General features: G+C 46.3%; 13 protein-coding genes. 7 read left to right on the top strand and 6 right to left on the bottom strand.

Features of this window, described 5'->3' with window-relative positions; all coding sequences use genetic code 11:
- Nucleotides 1–57 precede the first annotated feature (57 nt).
- The 3 genes from HF322_RS00930 to HF322_RS00920 all read left to right on the top strand — a co-directional run bounded on the left by HF322_RS00930 (nt 58) and on the right by HF322_RS00920 (nt 6,552).
- Nucleotides 58–1,851, top strand: coding sequence for an acyl-CoA dehydrogenase C-terminal domain-containing protein (locus HF322_RS00930; protein WP_169391519.1), 1,794 nt, complete (start codon nt 58–60; stop codon nt 1,849–1,851).
- A gap of 195 nt (nt 1,852–2,046) precedes the next feature.
- On the top strand, nt 2,047–3,831 hold the full coding sequence (locus tag HF322_RS00925) for an acyl-CoA dehydrogenase C-terminal domain-containing protein (RefSeq protein ID WP_169391518.1): 1,785 nt from the start codon (nt 2,047–2,049) through the stop codon (nt 3,829–3,831).
- A gap of 300 nt (nt 3,832–4,131) precedes the next feature.
- Nucleotides 4,132–6,552 (top strand): site-specific recombinase, encoded by a 2,421-nt coding sequence (locus tag HF322_RS00920; protein WP_169391517.1) that lies wholly within the window; start codon nt 4,132–4,134, stop codon nt 6,550–6,552.
- Nucleotides 6,553–6,579: 27 nt separating this feature from the next.
- On the opposite strand, the gene HF322_RS00915 is transcribed toward HF322_RS00920, so the two are convergent.
- The 3 genes from HF322_RS00915 to pdxA all read right to left on the bottom strand — a co-directional run bounded on the left by HF322_RS00915 (nt 6,580) and on the right by pdxA (nt 9,685).
- Complete coding sequence (locus HF322_RS00915; RefSeq protein WP_169391516.1) at nt 6,580–7,431, bottom strand: symmetrical bis(5'-nucleosyl)-tetraphosphatase; 852 nt, start codon at nt 7,429–7,431, stop codon at nt 6,580–6,582.
- Between the two features lie 134 nt (nt 7,432–7,565).
- On the bottom strand, nt 7,566–8,435 hold the full coding sequence (rsmA, locus tag HF322_RS00910; RefSeq protein ID WP_169391515.1) for a 16S rRNA (adenine(1518)-N(6)/adenine(1519)-N(6))-dimethyltransferase RsmA: 870 nt from the start codon (nt 8,433–8,435) through the stop codon (nt 7,566–7,568).
- Nucleotides 8,436–8,620: 185 nt separating this feature from the next.
- Nucleotides 8,621–9,685, bottom strand: a complete 1,065-nt coding sequence (pdxA, locus tag HF322_RS00905; RefSeq protein ID WP_169391514.1) for a 4-hydroxythreonine-4-phosphate dehydrogenase PdxA — start codon at nt 9,683–9,685, stop codon at nt 8,621–8,623.
- A 289-nt stretch (nt 9,686–9,974) separates the two neighbouring features.
- On the opposite strand from pdxA, the gene dnaB reads away from it, so the two are divergent.
- The 3 genes from dnaB (at nt 9,975) to argF (ending at nt 13,718) form a co-directional block, all read left to right on the top strand.
- Complete coding sequence (gene dnaB / locus HF322_RS00900; protein WP_169391513.1) at nt 9,975–11,375, top strand: replicative DNA helicase; 1,401 nt, start codon at nt 9,975–9,977, stop codon at nt 11,373–11,375.
- A gap of 129 nt (nt 11,376–11,504) precedes the next feature.
- Nucleotides 11,505–12,623: an alanine racemase gene (gene alr, locus HF322_RS00895; RefSeq protein ID WP_169391512.1), complete on the top strand. Its 1,119-nt coding sequence runs from the start codon at nt 11,505–11,507 to the stop codon at nt 12,621–12,623.
- 174 nt (nt 12,624–12,797) lie between these two features.
- Nucleotides 12,798–13,718: an ornithine carbamoyltransferase gene (gene argF / locus HF322_RS00890; protein WP_169391511.1), complete on the top strand. Its 921-nt coding sequence runs from the start codon at nt 12,798–12,800 to the stop codon at nt 13,716–13,718.
- Between the two features lie 83 nt (nt 13,719–13,801).
- Here the strand turns inward: argF and rpiA are convergent, their stop codons facing one another.
- The 3 genes from rpiA to arsC form a co-directional block, all read right to left on the bottom strand.
- On the bottom strand, nt 13,802–14,461 hold the full coding sequence (gene rpiA, locus HF322_RS00885) for a ribose-5-phosphate isomerase RpiA (RefSeq protein WP_169391510.1): 660 nt from the start codon (nt 14,459–14,461) through the stop codon (nt 13,802–13,804).
- Nucleotides 14,462–14,577: 116 nt separating this feature from the next.
- A complete protein-coding gene (locus HF322_RS00880) occupies nt 14,578–15,888 on the bottom strand; it encodes an arsenic transporter (protein WP_169391509.1) in 1,311 nt (436 codons plus the stop codon).
- Between the two features lie 65 nt (nt 15,889–15,953).
- Entirely contained in the window at nt 15,954–16,367 is a 414-nt protein-coding gene (arsC, locus tag HF322_RS00875) for an arsenate reductase (glutaredoxin) (protein ID WP_169391508.1), read from the bottom strand.
- Between the two features lie 248 nt (nt 16,368–16,615).
- On the opposite strand from arsC, the gene ilvA reads away from it, so the two are divergent.
- A complete protein-coding gene (ilvA, locus tag HF322_RS00870; protein WP_169391507.1) occupies nt 16,616–18,169 on the top strand; it encodes a threonine ammonia-lyase, biosynthetic in 1,554 nt (517 codons plus the stop codon).
- Nucleotides 18,170–18,276: the final 107 nt, after the last annotated feature.

Genomic DNA, 18,276 nt, shown 5'->3' with positions numbered 1-18,276 from the left:
TTGGCAGGGGTGACCACGATTAATTTTTCCTAAAAAATGATGAATAAAGGATTGTCCATGCAATATAAAGCACCCCTTCGTGATATTCAATTTGTGATGCATGAGCTGCTTGACAGTGAAAGTCATTACCAATCTTTGCCCAAATTTCAAGAAACTGATCGCGACCTGATGAACAGCCTATTTGAGATGGCAGCAAGCTTTGCTGAAAACGAGCTCTCCCCGCTCAACCAAAGTGGCGATGCCGAGGGCTGCCATTTTGATAATGGCGCGGTCACTACCCCAAAAGGCTTTAAAGAAGCCTATCAAGCTTACTGCGAGCTTGGCTTTCCGGCGCTGTCGGCTGAAGAAGAATTTGGTGGTCAAAATTTGCCATTTTCCGTATCAACGGTCATTAATGAGATGATGGGAACGGCAAACTGGTCGTTTTCAATGTACCCCGGACTGTCGCATGGCGCGATCCAAACCATTGAGCACCATGGCACAGATGACCAAAAAGCCACCTATTTGGAAAAAATGGTCACGGGCGAATGGTCAGGAACGATGTGTTTGACCGAAGCTCATGCCGGCTCTGATTTAGGAATCATCCGAACCAAAGCGGATCCCAACGACGATGGCAGCTATCAAATCACCGGTCAAAAAATTTTCATTTCCGCAGGTGAGCATGATTTAACTGACAATATCATTCATATTGTGCTAGCGCGCTTGCCAAACGCTCCAAAAGGCACCAAAGGTATTTCATTATTTATCGTTCCAAAAGTTTTGGTCAATGATGACGGCAGTTTAGGTGATGCCAATAACGTCACTTGCGGCTCAATTGAGCACAAAATGGGCATTAAGGCGTCAGCAACTTGCGTGATGAACTTTGATGGCGCAACCGGCTACCTGATTGGTCCTGAAAACCGCGGCTTACAGTGCATGTTTACCTTTATGAATGTTGCTCGAATTGGCACAGCCGTTCAAGGGTTAACGGCAGCAGAATTTGCCTTTCAAGGCTCACTTAGCTACGCAAAAGACCGCTTAGCCATGCGCGCACTTTCCGGCGCAAAAGCTCCTGACAAAGCTGCTGATCCGATTATCGTTCATCCTGCCGTTCGCAACATGCTTTTAACCGAAAAAGCCTTTGCTGAAGGTGGTCGCGCCCTTGTTTATTACTTATCACACTTTGCCGATACGGTTGCCAAAGGCGAAGGCAAGGCGCGCGAATTTGCTGACCAAATGTTATCCTTACTCACCCCGATTGCCAAAGCGTTTTTAACTGAAACTGGATTTGAAGCGGCAAACCACGGCGTTCAAGTTTACGGCGGTCACGGCTTTATCAGCGAATGGGGCATGGAACAAAACGTCCGCGATACGCGAATTGCTTGCCTTTACGAGGGCACGACCGAAATTCAAGCGCTCGATTTACTCGGTCGAAAAGTGCTTGGCTCGCAAGGCAAACTGCTTGCCAACTTTGTACAAATCATCCAAACGTTCTGTGAGGACAACTGGGACAATGACGCGATGGGGCAATTTGTGCGACCGCTTGCCAAACACGTCAAAGAATGGGGCGAATTAACGACACGAATTGGCATGCAAGCAACTGGAAACCCTGAAGCCGTCGGCGGTGCGGCGGTCGATTACTTGTTCTTTAGTGGCTATGTGACCCTTGCCTACCTTTGGGCGCGGATGGCATTGGTGGCGCAAACCGCAATTGATAATGGCTCAGATGAAGCAGCGTTTTATGATGCCAAAATCAAAACCGCTCAGTTTTACTTTACCAAACTCTTGCCACGAAGCACCACTTACGTTCAGCGAATTGCCACCGGCGTTGAGCCGTTTATGAGCATGGATGTGGATCAGTTTGCGTTTTAAGTCGCCATGATAAAGGTTAAATTTCGGCAACCCTTCAAGGTTGCCGTTTTTTCGCTACCTTGTTCGCTTTTCTTTGACATTCCCAGTCACGAAGCGCTACATAAAAGTCGGCGCCTATTTGCTACTATTTTAAAACTGCTTTTAAATTATCTATAACAATAATTTTCGATTTTTTGATTATCCCAAGGAGTTCTCATGGCTGATTATAATGCGCCCTTACAAGACATGCGCTTTATTTTAAAAGATGTGTTTGACGCCCCAAGCTTTTGGCAAAACAATGAAAATCTTACTCATGTCGATTTAGAAACGGTTGATATGATTTTAGAAGAAATGGCAAAATTTTCTAAAAACGTATTACTTCCGATCAACCAATCCGGTGATGACGAAGGCGCACGCTATCAAGGTGACGGCGTAGTGACAACGCCTAAAGGCTTTAAAGACGCCTATCAGCAGTACGCCGAATCCGGCTGGGTTGGTCTTGGTGGCAACCCCGACTTTGGCGGTCAAGGCTTTCCTAAAATGGTCACCATGCTGACCGAAGAGATGATGTTCACCACCAACCAATCCTTTGCGCTCTACCCGAACCTCACCGTTGGCGCAACGCTTTGTTTAAACGCGGCAGCAAGTGAGGAACAAAAAGAAAAATATTTAGAAAATCTATATTCAGGAATTTGGTCGGGAACCATGTGCCTAACCGAGCCGCATGCCGGAACGGATTTGGGAATCATCAAAACCAAAGCCACGCCAAATGATGATGGCAGTTACAATATTTCTGGCACCAAAATTTTTATTACCGGCGGCGAGCATGACTTAACCGAAAACATCATCCATTTGGTACTTGCTAAAACGCCAAACGCCCCTGAAGGCTCAAAAGGCATCTCACTATTTTTAGTGCCAAAATTTTTGGTGAATGACGATGGCAGCTTGGGCGCTCGCAATAACGTGGCAGCAGGGTCAATTGAGCACAAAATGGGCATCAAAGCATCCGCCACTTGTGTGATGAACTTTGATAATGCTCAAGGCTGGATGGTTGGCGCGGAAAACACGGGGCTGTCCTCGATGTTTATCATGATGAACTATGAGCGCGTCACTATGGGGCTTCAAGGTCTTGGCGGCACTGAGCTTGCCTATCAAAACGCCGCGCAATATGCACTCGATCGCGGTCAAGGTCGCAGCGATACCCAAATCCAAAGCCCAGAAAAGCCTGCTGACGCCATCATTTATCATGCTGACGTTCGCCGGATGCTGCTCAATGCCAAAGCCAATAGTGAGGCATCGCGCTGCTTTGCTATGTATGTTGCCAAACAGCTCGATACCGAAAAATTTAGCACCGATATGGAAGCGGCAAAGTCGGCAGCCGCTCGCGTGGCACTATTAACACCAATTGCCAAAGCCTTTTTAACTGATAAAGCGCTTGAGGCAACTGTAGATTGTCAGCAAGTTTTTGGCGGTCATGGCTACATTAAAGAATGGGGCATGGAGCAAATCGTTCGCGATACCCGAATTGCGCAGATTTATGAAGGTGCTAACGGCATTCAAGCGCTGGATTTTTTAGGTCGAAAAGTTGCAAAAAATGAAGGCAAATATCTGCTCAACTTTTTAGATGAAATCCGCAGCTTTGTGGCAACTATGAGCGCCGATCATGCCATTAAAGCCGCAACGCTTAAATCGGCGGACACCATTGAGCAGTTAACCCAAACAGTGCTTGGCAATATTGGCTCGCGTAAAAGCGAGATCAACGGCTGCGCGGTCGATTTCATGCATGCAGCAGGCTATTTGTGCTACGCCTATATGTTTGCCATGATGGTGGAAGCCGCTAATGGCAAAGCGGGCGATTTTTATCAAAATAAAGCCAAGCTTGCCAACTATTTTGTCGCGCGGATTTTGCCACGGCTTGAGGCACATGCCAAAATGGTCGAGGCAGGAAGCGATCCGATCATGAGCTTTGATTTGGACTATTTTAGCCAAGCTATCCGTTAATGCCGCGATTGCGTTTGGCTTGATCCCATTTGGAATGGGGCTATCGCAATTTTTCATTGTTAAGCTAAACTTAGTTGCGCTAAGGTAAAAAACTCTCAAAAATAAGGACAGTAGCAACTGTCCTTTTTTATCCCAAAATCCGCTTTAAAATCAGCGGCGTTCGCAACTGCTAACAAAATAGTTGAACATTTTTAAATTATTCCGATTAGAATACGGTGAGCTTATAAGGATGATAAGTGAAAACGTTGGCAACAATGACTGCCAATAACAATTTCAAGTCATAATAATAATAGGTGTTCGGTGTCAGAAATAAAACGCATTTTACAGCAGATTACCGCGCTGAGCGACGTTCCTGAAGCTTCCGTTCTTAAACGTTTGGTGGATGAGTTGCGCGCGTCTGATAAAGAGCCTGAGCTTGCCAATGCGCGAATTCAAGAGCTGATTGAGGTGTTGCAAGCGCATCCTGAGTATGCCGATGGTTTGGCAAGCTTTGTGCTCAAATTGATCATTCAGTATCGCCAGATTGCTTTATTCACTGATACCGGAATTATGTCGGATCAGGGCTTTTTTAGTGGGCTTCGGCGCTTGATCGGTCACCGGTTTTTGCCGCTGCTTCCTGAAGATGATTCGGTGGTCGAGCTGGTCGCTTATTTGCTTGACAATCGCTTTGATGAGCGCTGGCTTGCCAATATTGATTCTGATAAATGGGATACTTTGATTGCACTGCTAAAAGTCAAAGATGAGCATTTGCATCTGGTCGCAACGGTTAAAAACAATATTTTAAATGCCATTGTCATTTTATCTTATCGCATTACTGGTGTGGGACTGCATCCGGATTTGATGGAGTCTTATCCGCAGATTTTGAACTATTCAGCATCGTTTGTGGCGCAAAACCAAGAAGCGGTATTGTTTGTTAACCAATATCGCGAGGCGCATGAGCTTGATACGTTAACGGACATCATCCCTGAAGAGGCAGTAAACCCCGCACCGCTTTTGGTCATGCTTGAGCAGTGTGAGGAGATCGTTGCCACCGTCCGAAAGCGCATTTATAAAACAGGCATTTCGATTCGCGCGACCAATATGATGCTAAGGCTTGATCAAAGCCTTCAGCGCATGCGCATTTTGACAGATTTATTGACCATCAATTCGCAAAAGCGCGATAAAGCCATCATTGAGCTGATTCAAACCCTAATCATTGCTGCCAATCGCCGCTATAGTATCGTTTATTTGATCGACAACAATACCAAGCTTTTGTCACGAAAAGTGACTGAAAACGCAAGCCGACGCGGTGAACATTATATCAGCACCGACAAAGCCGGCTATCGCAAGATGCTCAAAATGGCAGCAACCGGCGGCTTTGTCATTGCCTTTATGGGAACGACTAAGATTTTAGCTTATCAGCTGGCACTGGCGCCCATTGGTCGAGCGTTTGTGAACAGCATGATTTATGGCTTGGGATTTGTCTTTATTCACATTATTCATGGGACGGTTGCCACCAAACAGCCTGCCATGACCGCCGCTGCCATTGCCTCAACCATTTCAAGTGGCTCTGGTAAAAAGTCGCATCAGTTGACCAAATTGTCTGAGCTGATTGTTGATATCATGCGAACGCAATTTATCGCCATCATTGGTAACGTCATGATGGCAGCGCCAGTTGCGCTGTTGATTTCGTTTCTTTGGCTGCACTATACCGGCGCGCCGATGATCAATACCGACAAAGCGGCGCATTTGCTTCATGAGCTTGACCCGATTCACTCATTAGCCTTGCCACATGCCGCCATCGCTGGGGTATATTTGTTTTTATCCGGACTCATTGCCGGCTATTACGACAACTTAGCGGTTTATAATAAAATTGGCGCTCGAATCAAGCGCCACTGGCTGGTCAATCGCTTATTATCTAAAACGTGGCGCGAACGCTTTGGCGATTTTGTGGAAGCAAACTTAGGCGCGATTATGGGCAACTTTATTTTCGGGGTATTTTTAGGAAGTACCGCGACGATTGGGTTTATCTTTGGGCTTCCTATCGACATTCGCCATATTGCCTTTGCCTCAGCCAACTTAGCTCATGGGTTATTTAACGTTGCCCCTGATCAGTTAAGCGCCTCTTTGGTGATCATATCCGTGTTAGGCGTCGCGCTGATTGGTTTGGTCAACTTGATGGTCAGCTTTACCTTAGCTCTGATTGTGGCGCTGCGCTCAAAAGATGTGAAGTTTTTGGAGTGGGGTCGCTTGATCCAACTGATTTTTGCGCATTTGGTCAGCCACCCTTCTGACTTTTTATGGCCACGCGAAAAACCGATGAAATACGCGCGAATCAACAGCCAAGGTCATATGATTTTTGAAGATGTGGCACAAAAAAATGGTAAGCCGATTCCTAATAACTATGTGGTCAGACGCCTATCCGACGTTCAGGTATTGCCGCAATCCATTCAATCGGCAGAAACGCAAACGGACATTCATTATAACCAAACGTTGTCCGATGAGATCACTCAAAACCATGGCGATCATAACTTATCGGCGCTCACCAAAGACTCCCCAAAAAAAATCATCGATTTAGATGATGGGTTAAATGACGATGAGCTCAATAGCGTGCCATATTTAGAAGATATTCAATACGAAAAATCTGAGGACGCGGCTATTTCAAAAGCCAATCCTGAGATCCCGTGTAATGCCAAAACGCCATTGCCAAAACCTAAAAAGCCGCCAAATCTTCCTGATTAATCAGCAAGATGGCGGTTTATGATGATCTTAGTGTTTATTGGTTCGCGGTTTTGGGCATTTGGCGCTTGAGGTGATGGTTTTTTCATCTTCTAGGCGATAAGCCACCAAATAATTGCCCCAAACGCAGCCGCCATCCAAAGCGCGCGCCGTTGGCAAATCAACTTTGGCTTTGAGCGCCGCCCAATGACCAAATAAAATCTTGCGCGAGCGCGGCACTTGCCATTCAAACCACGGCAAAAAGTCTTTGGGCATGGCATCATCAAGACTTGAATCAAAACTAAACTCAAGCGTGCCGTCAGCTTTGCAAAGGCGCATTCGGGTAAAATAGTTGGCGATGGCGCGCATTTTGGTAAAACCGTTAATATTTTTTGACCACTCATCCGCTGTTTTGCTATACAAATGCGGCAATAAGCGATCGAGTTGATTAAGGCTGCTTTTTAGCTGAGCTTCCAACTGCCGAGCATAGCCTTCCGCCTCATCAAGTGTCCAGTTGGGCGGAATTCCGGCATGAACCAAGACCGTTTTATCATCAGGGTACGCCATTATGGGCTGATGGCGAAGCCAGTTGAGCAGCTCATCGCAATCCTCGGCTAAAAATATTGGCGCCGTTTTGTCTTTTTTACGGATTTTGGTCGCACCGCGCCAAACGGCAATCAAATTTAAATCGTGATTGCCAAGCACGGTTGCCGCTGCGCCCTGCTCACAAAGCGCTTTGACATCGCGAAGGGTATTGAGCGAATCCTCACCGCGAGCCACTAAATCACCTGCAAACCAAAGCTTATCTTGAGCAGGGTCAAACTCCAAGCTTGCTAATAACTGCTGATAAGCGGCGTGACAACCTTGTAAATCTCCAATAACGTATTGATGACGAAAACTCATAATCTCTCAATTTAACAGCGAAACTTTTATCAAGCGGCAAACGTTTACCGCTTTTTGACCTTGATACCCGTTTATGAAAACGGCGGATGGTTTACCACGCTAACTTTTAGGAGCGTGATATTTTAAACCAAAGGTTATTCAAGCGTTTTTTGCAACTGTTGAACATGATTGCTCAGTGTTACAAAATCGCGAACGGCAAGCGTTTCTGGTCGCGCCTGCGGATCAATTTGGCAGGCAGCAAAATCATCATCGCCAAGCGTTGGTAAAAGGGATGAGCCTTTAAAAATCGCTCGCAGCGTTTTTCTGCGGTGATTAAAGGCTTCTCTAACGATTAAAGCAAATAGCGTCTCATCTTCCGCACAAATCGGCTTGTCTTGAAAAGGCGTTAATCGAAATACGGCGCTGGTCACTTTCGGCGGCGGGTTAAACGCGCCTCTTGGCACGGTTAATAAATACTCCGTTTCGCAATAATATTGAATAATCACCGACAATCTGCCGTAAGTTTTACTGCCAACGTCTGCGGTAATGCGCTCAACCACTTCTTTTTGTAGCATAAAATGCATATCTTGAATGCTACTGGCAAAGCTTAACAAATGAAATAAAATCGGCGTTGAAATGTTATACGGCAGATTTCCCACCACACGCAAGCGACCACGATCTTTGGCAAGCTCGCTAAAATCGACCGCCAGCGCATTGGCTTTGATGATGGTAAAATTAGGATGGCTATTGGCGCCAATACGAATTCGCAAGCTGTCTGCCAAATCGCGATCAAGCTCAACGACCGTCATCGCATCCACTTCTGCCAATAATGGCTCGGTCAGCGCGCCCATTCCAGGACCAATTTCTACCAAATTGTCATCGCGGTTTAAATGAATGCTGTCCACGATTTGGCGAATGATGCTGCTGTCATGTAAAAAGTTTTGACCAAAGCGCTTTCGCGGCTGATGCTTTGCCGCTTTCAGGCTTTGTTTTAGCGATTGGGAATCAAAAGTGGGATGACTCATAACTGATCTTTTTTAAGTTGCCAAAATAAATAGTGAGCTGAAGGTTAAAACTTTTTGAAACTACAATAGCCGTTCATCCGTTCAAACTAAATCAGCCGCTTTTTGCTAGAAGCCGCGTAGTATATCACAGCTTACCGTTGACAGTGACGACGATTGGGGTCGCTCAAAAGCGATGCTCAATCACACTAAACCAAGCTTATACTTTTACTTGCCATCTCGTCTGCCATCTTTAAGGCTTGATATAAGCTGGTGGCACTTGCATTGCCCTGACCTGCCAAATCAAGCGCCGTTCCGTGGTCAACTGAGGTGCGAATATACGGCAGTCCCAAGGTTAAGTTCACAGTATCGCCAAAGCCATGTGATTTGAGCACCGGCAATCCTTGATCGTGATACATCGCAATCACCACATCACAGTTGCTTAAATGGCGCGGCGTAAATAAAGTATCAGCAGGCATAGCAAGGGAGATATCCGCACCTGCCTCGATAAATTGCTGCAATACTGGATTGATGGTGTCAATCTCCTCAACACCCAAATGACCGCCCTCGCCTGCGTGCGGGTTCAGACCACAAACCAAAACGCGCGGTCGCAGTAGCCCAAATTTGCGCTGCATGTCGTCAAGAACGATCTGAACGGTTTGGCGAACGTTGTCTTTAGTAATGGCAAACGGCACATCTTTGAGCGCCAAATGCGTTGTTACCAGCGCCACTTTCATCGCTTGGTTGGCAAGCATCATCACCACTTTTTGGCAACCGCTTTGCTGCATAAAAAACTCGGTATGACCGCTGAACATCGTGCCATCAAGCAGCTTAATGCCAGCATCGATCAGCGCTGACTTTTGTAAAGGGCCTGTGACGATAGCCGCCACTTGTTTGTTTGCCGCTAAGGTATGCGCCAATTCAAGCTGACGCAGCACCATTTTGGCATTATTAATATTGATCATGCCAGCAACAACGGGCGCGGCAACCGGAACATTTAATAAGATAAAATCGCAATCAGCCGCGCCAATACGATTAAAGTCATCAAATGCAGGCGCGACATTTAAATTAACTGTTTGCCAAATGGGCTTTCTTGACAACACGCCTTTTGCCATCAATTGCGCCGCACGCTCTTCCATAGCAAGCCCATCTGCCGTCACCCAAATCGGGCGATTGACCGTTTTTAGTTGCCCAGAATCAGCAAGCTGTAATACGATATCCATGCCGATTCCGGCAGGCTCTCCTGTGGTAATCAATAATGGTAACGGCGGCATAAGTTGACCTTATTTTAATCAGTAAAAAGTTGTGGAAAAGTTAAAATCAATAACATTATATTTTTTATAATAATTTAAAAAATTCAAATTTTATCAAAAATATCAATAAATTACTTACTATTTTAATCAAAATTCTTAGCAAAAATTATGTAATGCTTGATAAATCCTAATTTTAAAAAGCGAAGACTGTGCTAAACTTGTGCTTTTGATTGTAACATCAAAATTTAAGAAAATCGTATACATTTAGGTTATCTTGCGACCTAAAATTTTGAGAAAAGATTGCGCCATTATGACCGACAAAACCACTTCTGAGGACTTACTAAGTCAGCAGCCACCGCACAATATTGATATTGAAAAGGCGCTCCTTGCCTCCTTGATGAGCATTGAGGAATCGTTTGATAAAATTGCGGATATCGTGACCAAAGATGACTTTTATGCCGCGCGCCATCAGCATATTTTTGCCGCAATTATGCACTTAGCGGCGGTCAATGAGCCTTATGATACGGTAATGGTTCACGATTGGCTTGAAGGTCAAAAATTACTCAAGCTGGCAGGCGGCGACAGTTATTTGGCGGACATTTTAAGCCAAAGTCCGGCAACGTTATTTAACCTGACCGCGTATGCGCAAAGGGTTCGCGAGTTATCCACCTTGCGTCAGCTGATCACTACGGGCAACGAGATGTTAAGCTTGGCTTACAATCCAAAAGATCGCAGCGTCAGCGACATTTTAGACAGCGTTGAGGCATCCGTATTTAGCATCAATGAGCAGCACAACAAACGCGCCGAGCAGCGAGGTCCTGTTGGGGTGACAACGGTGCTCACTAACGTTATTGATCAAATTCAAGAACTCAAAGCCAATCCGTTTGGTCTGATCGGCTTACAAACGCCCTTTGCTGAGCTCAACAACAAAACCCAAGGGCTACAAAAAGGCGATTTGGTGATTGTGGCGGCGCGTCCCTCAATGGGAAAAACAACGTTTGCGATGAACTTAGCCGAAAGCGTTTTGTTCAATGAAGATTTGCCGGTGGTGGTGTTTTCGATGGAAATGCCCGCTGAATCTATCGTGATGCGGCTATTGTCCTCTTGGGGCGCGATTAACCAATCGCATCTGCGATCAGGGCAAATGAGCGAGGATGAATGGGCAAAAATGATGAATGCCATTCAGCATTTGCAATCCAAACATTTATATATCGATGACAGCACGGCGCTACCGCCCTCTGAGCTGCGATCACGCTGCCGCCGAATTGCCAAAAATCATGATGGCAGAATCGGCGCTATTATCGTCGATTATTTGCAACTGATGAAAGTGCCAAGCCTTGATGGCAACCGCGTTGGCGAGATTTCTGAAATCTCACGAAGCTTAAAAGCGCTTGCCCGCGAGCTTGAGTGTCCGGTCATTGCGTTATCTCAGCTGAACCGAAGCCTTGAGAACCGCCCCAATAAGCGCCCGATCATGTCCGATTTGCGCGAGTCCGGCGCAATTGAGCAAGATGCGGATTTGATCATGTTTATTTACCGCGATGAAGTTTATAACGAAAACTCTGAGCAAAAAGGCGTTGCTGAAATCATCATTGGCAAGCAGCGAAATGGTCCTATTGGTACGGTTCGCTTGTCCTTTGAGGGGCAATTTACTCGCTTTAGTAACTTAACCCCTGAGCATTATCAAAGCGCAAATTTTGATGATGAATAAAGCGGTAATGACTTATTTTTATAAAATTTTTCGTCCCATGATCTTTAACCTCAACGCTCAGGATGGTAAATTGCGCTGATAGGTCAGCGCTTTGACGCCTGATTTGCCCCAATTAATAAGAAGTGAACTATGCGCACTGCCACCGTCACCATTGATTCTGCTGCCTTATCCCACAACTTAAGTGAAGTCAAAAAGCGCGCGCCAAGCTCGCGGGTGCTTGCTATGGTCAAAGCCGATGCTTATGGTCATGGCGTAGCGGCGGCGCTACCGGCGCTGCAATCGGCAGACGGCATTGGGGTGGCAACCTTTAATGAGGCAAAGGAGGCGCGAGCGCTTGGCTGGTCAAAAGTTATCACGTTGATTGAGGGCGTGTTTTGTTTTAATGAATGGCAACAAGCGCTTGATTTTGAATGCTGCTGCGTTATTCATCATCACTCTCAGCTTGATTGGGCGCTTAAGGTTTTGCCCAAGCCCAATAGCAAGTCGCAAACTGTTTGGCTTAAATTTAATACCGGAATGAACCGCTTAGGATTCAATGAAGCCGACATCATTGATGCTGCCACTAAGCTAAATAACGCCGGTTACCGCTTGGTATTGACGACACATTTTGCCAATGCCGATAGCGTTCAAAATCCGCTGAACGCTCAGCAAATCAGACGCTTTTGCAAAATGCTTGCCTATTTAAAAACCCATATCCACCCCGATATCCAAGGCTCACTTTGCAATTCTGCAGGGATTATTAACTTTGCCCCTTATCATTTTGACTGGGTTCGCCCTGGAATCATGCTTTATGGCAGCTCGCCGGTCACTGACCAAAGCGCGGCTGAGCTTAACTTAAAACCTGTCATGGAATTTAGCGCAAAAATCATGGCGCTACGAACCATCTACCAAGGCGAAGGCATCGGTTATGGCAGCCGATTTGTTGCTAATCAAGACACCAACGTGGCACTGGTCAGCATTGGTTATGGCGACGGCTATCCGCGCGGTATCAGCAGCAATGCGGTGGTTTGCTTGCATAATAGCTTTGATAATCAGCGCTATTTGTGCCCGATTGTCGGTCGGGTAGCGATGGATATGATGGTGATTGATGTCAGTCATATTACCCAAAGCATCGCGCTTGATAGCCTCGTGGTACTTTGGGGGCAGCAGCCGCATATCGATGAGGTCGCAGGGTTTGCCGACACCATCAGCTATGAGCTGCTTTGCAGGCTTAGCCGCCGACCAACCCGATTGGCAGCCAGCGCTTAAGCCAAATATGAGCTTCGACACGCAAAGTTACCCCGCTTGACTTTACCAAAATTGGGCGTTTACATTGCGATGAATTGCGCTATACTAAAAGTTTGTCGTCAACTTTCAAAAGCCAACAATCAGCGCGGCTAAGGGATGACGTTTTTTTGACTGAGCTTGATTGCTAGGACTGCTATGAGTTTGCGCCACTTTTTGACTTTATCCGATTTATCCAAAACTGAACTGCAAGATTTGATCCACCGCGCCTGTGAGCTGCGCAAAATGCAGCATGCAGGCGAGATTTATCAGCCGTTTGTTGGTCGAACGCTTGGCATGATCTTTGAGAAATCCTCTACCCGAACGCGCATCTCTTTTGAAACGGGAATGGGTCAATTTGGCGGTCAGGCTATTTTTTTATCCCCAAAAGACACTCAGCTTGGTCGCGGTGAGCCGCTTGAGGACTCCGCGCGGGTGATTTCAAGCATGGTGGACATCATCATGATTCGCACCTTTGAGCATGAAAAAGTCGAAACCTTTGCCAAATATTCAAGCGTTCCTATTATCAATGCGCTCACCGATGAGTTTCACCCTTGCCAATTGCTGGCTGACATGCAGACCTTTTATGAGCATCGCGGCAGCATCGAAAACAAAATCGTCACTTGGGTGGGCGATGGCAATAATATGTGTGCCTCTTACATGCAAGCGGCAAATCAGTTTGGCTTTGAGCTTCGAGTAGCAGCGCCCTATGGCTTTGAGCCGGATCCTGATCTCATGAAGCGCTTTTCGCATTGCGTCAGCTGGGTTGAAAATGTTCAGGACGCGGCAAAAGATTCCAACCTTATTGTCACTGACGTTTGGGCAAGTATGGGTCAAGAATCTGAGCAACTAACAAGGGCGCGCCGATTTGCGCCATATCAAGTGACGCCATCACTGCTTGATAAAGCCGCGCCGGATGCGCTATTTATGCACTGCTTGCCTGCCCACCGCGGTGAAGAAATCTCGTTTGATATGCTTGATGACCCGCGATCAGTCGTTTGGGATGAAGCCGAAAACCGCCTTCATGCGCAAAAAGCACTGATGGAATTTTTGCTTAAAGATAAGATTAAGCTGGCTTAATTACTACTGTTTAAAAAACAAGCAAATAAAAAAGCAGCAAATTTATAGGCTGCTTTTTTATTGTTAAAGCTATTTCAACAAAACTAACGCAAAATTGTTTCAACGCCTGCCGAGCTTGCCTTTAACAACACATCGGCTTGATTGGCAGCAAAAATGCCATTGCAAACCACGCCAACGATATTATTTAATGTTTGCTCAAGAGCAATTGGGTTACTGACATCTAAGTCATACGTGTCCAAAATCAAGTTGCCATAATCGGTGACAAACCCTTCACGGTAAACCGGCTCGCCGCCAAGCTCAACTAATTGCCGAGCGACATACGAGCGCGCTTGCGGCAACACTTCAATCGGAACCGGAAAGGCGCGACCTAACACCTCAACAGATTTGCTGGCATCCACCATGCAAACAAACTTATTTGATGCTGCCGCGACGATTTTTTCACGGGTGAGCGCCCCGCCGCCGCCTTTGATCAGCTGCAAATCAGCGTTCACTTCATCCGCGCCATCAATATACAAATCAAGCGTTCCGGCAAAGTTTAAATCAATAATATCAATGCCAAGCGCTCGCAATTTATCCTCAGTGACTTTGGAGCTTGCCACCGCGCCTTTTAGGTTCACTTGGGGCAACAGCTCAATCAAGCAATTGACCGTACTGCCCGTACCCACCCCTAAAATCATCTCATCTTCAATATAGCGCAGCGCAGCCTTCGCGGCGGCTTGCTTTTGGGCATTTTGGTCACTCATCATCAATCCTTGGCAACATAAAGGTAAATTATAAAAAGTCAACGTTGCGGCTATTATAACCGATGCCATGAGCGATTGTCAGCGTCAAGGCGCGATCAACGGCAAAATGGTCAAGCTTAAACCATATTTAACACAGGAAGCCAAAAAACCAATGCCAACAAAGTGAATAATAATATAGGCGGCGTGATGAGCAAGCCTGCTTTCATATATTGACCCCAACTGATGTGATCGCCTTTTTCTGACAACACATGCAGCCATAACAAGGTCGCCAAACTGCCAATCGGGGTAAATTTAGGTCCCAAATCATTACCGATGACATTGGCATAGATCATCAGCTCTCGAGTTGCCGCCGGAACTTGAGCGCTATCTATCGCAAGCGCTCCCACAAGCGTTGATGGCAAATTGTTCATGACTGAGGCAACAATAGCCGATAAAAATCCCGTTCCCAAGGTTGCCACAACTTCCCCTTGAGTGCCAAGCCAAGTTAACAATTGCGCGCCGAAACTCGTTAATCCGGCATTTCCCAAACCGTAAACGACCAAATACATCCCAACGGAAAACAACACGATTTGCCAAGGCGCTTGCCGCAAAATCTCGCTCACCGAAATCACAGCGCCGCGACCTTTTTGCCAAAATCGACTTGCCACTGCAAGCAAGATCAGCGCTGCGATCCCCGTCACTACAGCAATAGGAACGTCTAATGCCTCGGTTGCAAAGTATGCTATAAGCAATACGGTCAATAGCGGAAAAGCGGCTTTAAACACCAGCGGATCAACAATCGCCGTTTCAGGAGGGGTCAGATTGCTTGTGGGATAATGTTTTGGAAGCTTTCGACCATAGACTGCCCAAAGCACGACAAGGGTAGCCATCACCGAGACGATATTGACCGGCAGCATCACCTGAGCATAGCGCCCAAAACCAATACCAAAATAATTGGCGCTTACAATATTTACCAAATTTGAAGTGATGAACGGCAAGCTTGCGGTATCCGCGATAAATCCTGTGGCGATAATAAAAGCTAAAGCGGCAGCAGGCGAAAACTCCAACCGAAGTAAAATAGCAATAACGATCGGCGTTAACAATAGCGCCGCCCCATCATTAGCAAAAAACGCCGATATCAGCGCGCCCAACAGCACGATCATGCAAAACAGCCATCGACCGCGACCTTGAGCGCAATTGACCACCACCAAAGCCGCCCAACCAAAAAACCCTGCTTGATCCAAAACCAGTGAGATAATAATCAGCGCCACAAAAGTTAAGGTGGCATCCCAAACAATTTGCCAGACTACCCCCACATCTGCCCACTGAACCACGCCTAAAATCAGCGCTGTCAGCGCACCGCCTAATGCACTCCAACCAATTCCTAAGCCTTTCGGTTGCCAAATGACCAAAATCAGCGTCAAAATAAAAATAACGAAAGCCAGCATGAAGCAACCTTGATAAAACCAATAAAACTTATTAAATCTAGCTTAAAATATCAATTAAAGACTACTCAAAGCTCATGTGAATCATGATAAATCACCTCGCCGTTTTCTTTGGTAAATTGGCTTACGGGATTTGCCAATAAAGTAAAAATGCGCGCTAACGGTCGGCACAACGCTGCGCCTTTATCGGTGACCACAATCGGGCGGTTCATTAATCTAGGGTGCGCAATGACGGCATCAACAATCTCATCGTCGGTCAATGCCGGATTGTCCAAACCAAGCTCTTGATAAAGTGGCTCTTTATTTCGTAGCAGCGCTCGCGGCGTCATATCTATGGCGGTCAGCAGCTGAACCAACTCATCACGATTGGGCGGATTTTTTAGATATTCTATCACTTTTGGCGGCTCCCCAGAGGCGATCATGATGGCAAGCGCATTTCGAGACGTACTACATTTTGGGTTATGATAAATCAGTGGCGTCATGGTTTTATGCCCTAAGTTTTGAGAGTTTAAAAAGGTTGATTTTTATTTATTCGTTTAAGAACAGCTCGACCAACTTATCCTTGCTTTAATAATTTGCAATCGCTCAATATTAGCAACATAGTAAGGCAATTTAAGATTATTTTCTAACCACTGTGTCTAATCTTGAGCACAAAAACTGCAATTGCGCCTTGCAAGATAAGAAAAATGAGCATAGGCTAATCTTTTTGCTTTTACAATGAGGAGCCGATATGTTATCGCACTGGGTTCGGGCTATTTTGCAAGCCACCGTTTATGATGTCGCCATTCAAACTCCACTTGAGGCGGCGCCGAAATTGACCCAGCGCTTTGGCAATGACATTCGCCTCAAACGAGAAGACTTGCAGCCGGTATTTTCATTTAAACTTCGCGGCGCTTATAACCGAATCAGCCAGTTAAGCGATGAGCAAAAAGCACGCGGCGTGATTTGCGCGTCCGCCGGCAACCACGCTCAAGGCGTGGCTTATTCCGCTCAGCGTTTAAAAATTAATAACATCATTGTCATGCCTACCACAACGCCTGACATCAAAGTCAATGCAGTCAAAGCCCTTGGCGGTCACGTTGATTTGTTTGGCGACAGCTTTGATGATGCCAACCGCTACGCCATGGCTCGCGCCGAAAACGAAGGCTTAACCTTTATCCCGCCTTACGATGACGAGCTTGTGATTGCCGGTCAAGGTACGATCGCCCTTGAGTTGACCCAGCAGTGGCGCGACATGGATTATGTGTTCGTTGCCGTCGGCGGCGGCGGGTTGATTTCGGGCGTTGCGGCATTTTTGGGCGAAGTTGCCCCGCATGTTAAAGTCATTGCCGTGGAGGCAAGCGAGGCGGCAAGTTTAAAAGCGGCGCTTGACACCGGCGAGCGCGTTCGACTACCACAAGTTGGTCTGTTTGCCGATGGTGTGGCGGTCGCGCAAATTGGCAAATTGCCGTTTGATGTCGTTCGAATGCAAAAAAGCGACGGCTCAGGCGCAGTGGTTGACCCAGAAGTGGTTACTTGCACCAATGATGAAGTTTGCGCCGCCATCAAAGATGTTTTTGAAGAAAATCGCAGCATCGTTGAGCCGGCAGGCGCGCTTGCCATTGCCGGAATGAAAAAATATATCCAAGCGCATCATCTAACAGATAAAAACTGCGTCGGTATCATTTGCGGCGCGAACATGAATTTTGACCGTTTGCGCTATATTGCCGAGCGTACCGAAATCGGTGAGAAAAAAGAAGCCATTTTTGCGGTTACCATCCCTGAAAAAACTGGCGCGTTTTTAAACTTCTGCCGCAGCCTTCAAGGTCGAAATATCACCGAATTTAACTACCGTGCGGACAATAACTTATCGCCCGATTCAATGGAACCTGCAGCAATTTTTGTTGGTATTGCCTTAAAAGACGGCGAAAATGAGCGCCAAACTATCAGCAATCAGCTAGCAAATGACGGCTATACCGCTTATGATTTGACCGACGATGAAATTGCCAAATCACACATTCGCCATTTGATCGGCGGTCATGCCCACGTTGAAAATGAGCAATTGTTAAAAATTACTTTCCCTGAGCGCCCCGGTGCGCTGCTTAGTTTTTTAGAAAAGCTTGGTAATGATTTTAATATTACCTTATTTCACTATCGCAACCACGGGGCGGCAGAAGGTCGCGTTTTGGTAGGGCTGCAAGCCTCGCCCAGCAACTCACGGCAACTTCAAGATGCGCTTCTTGATATTGGCTATCAATGCACGATGGTCAGCGACAATATTGGCTATCAGTTGTTTTTAAAATAGCTGTTTTTAAAATGTTATAATAGGATTTTTGTTAGCCATTTTGCGCGATCTTTGTTGAGATGACATGAAAAACAGTTTAATTATTGCCGTCGTATTAATTTTAGCAA

It is taken from the genome of Psychrobacter sp. MF31 (genome assembly GCF_012847335.1).
Taxonomy (GTDB): Bacteria; Pseudomonadota; Gammaproteobacteria; order Pseudomonadales; family Moraxellaceae; genus Psychrobacter.
The sequence above is the reverse complement of the archived record's forward strand: the minus strand, read 5'-3'. Positions and strand labels throughout refer to the sequence as shown.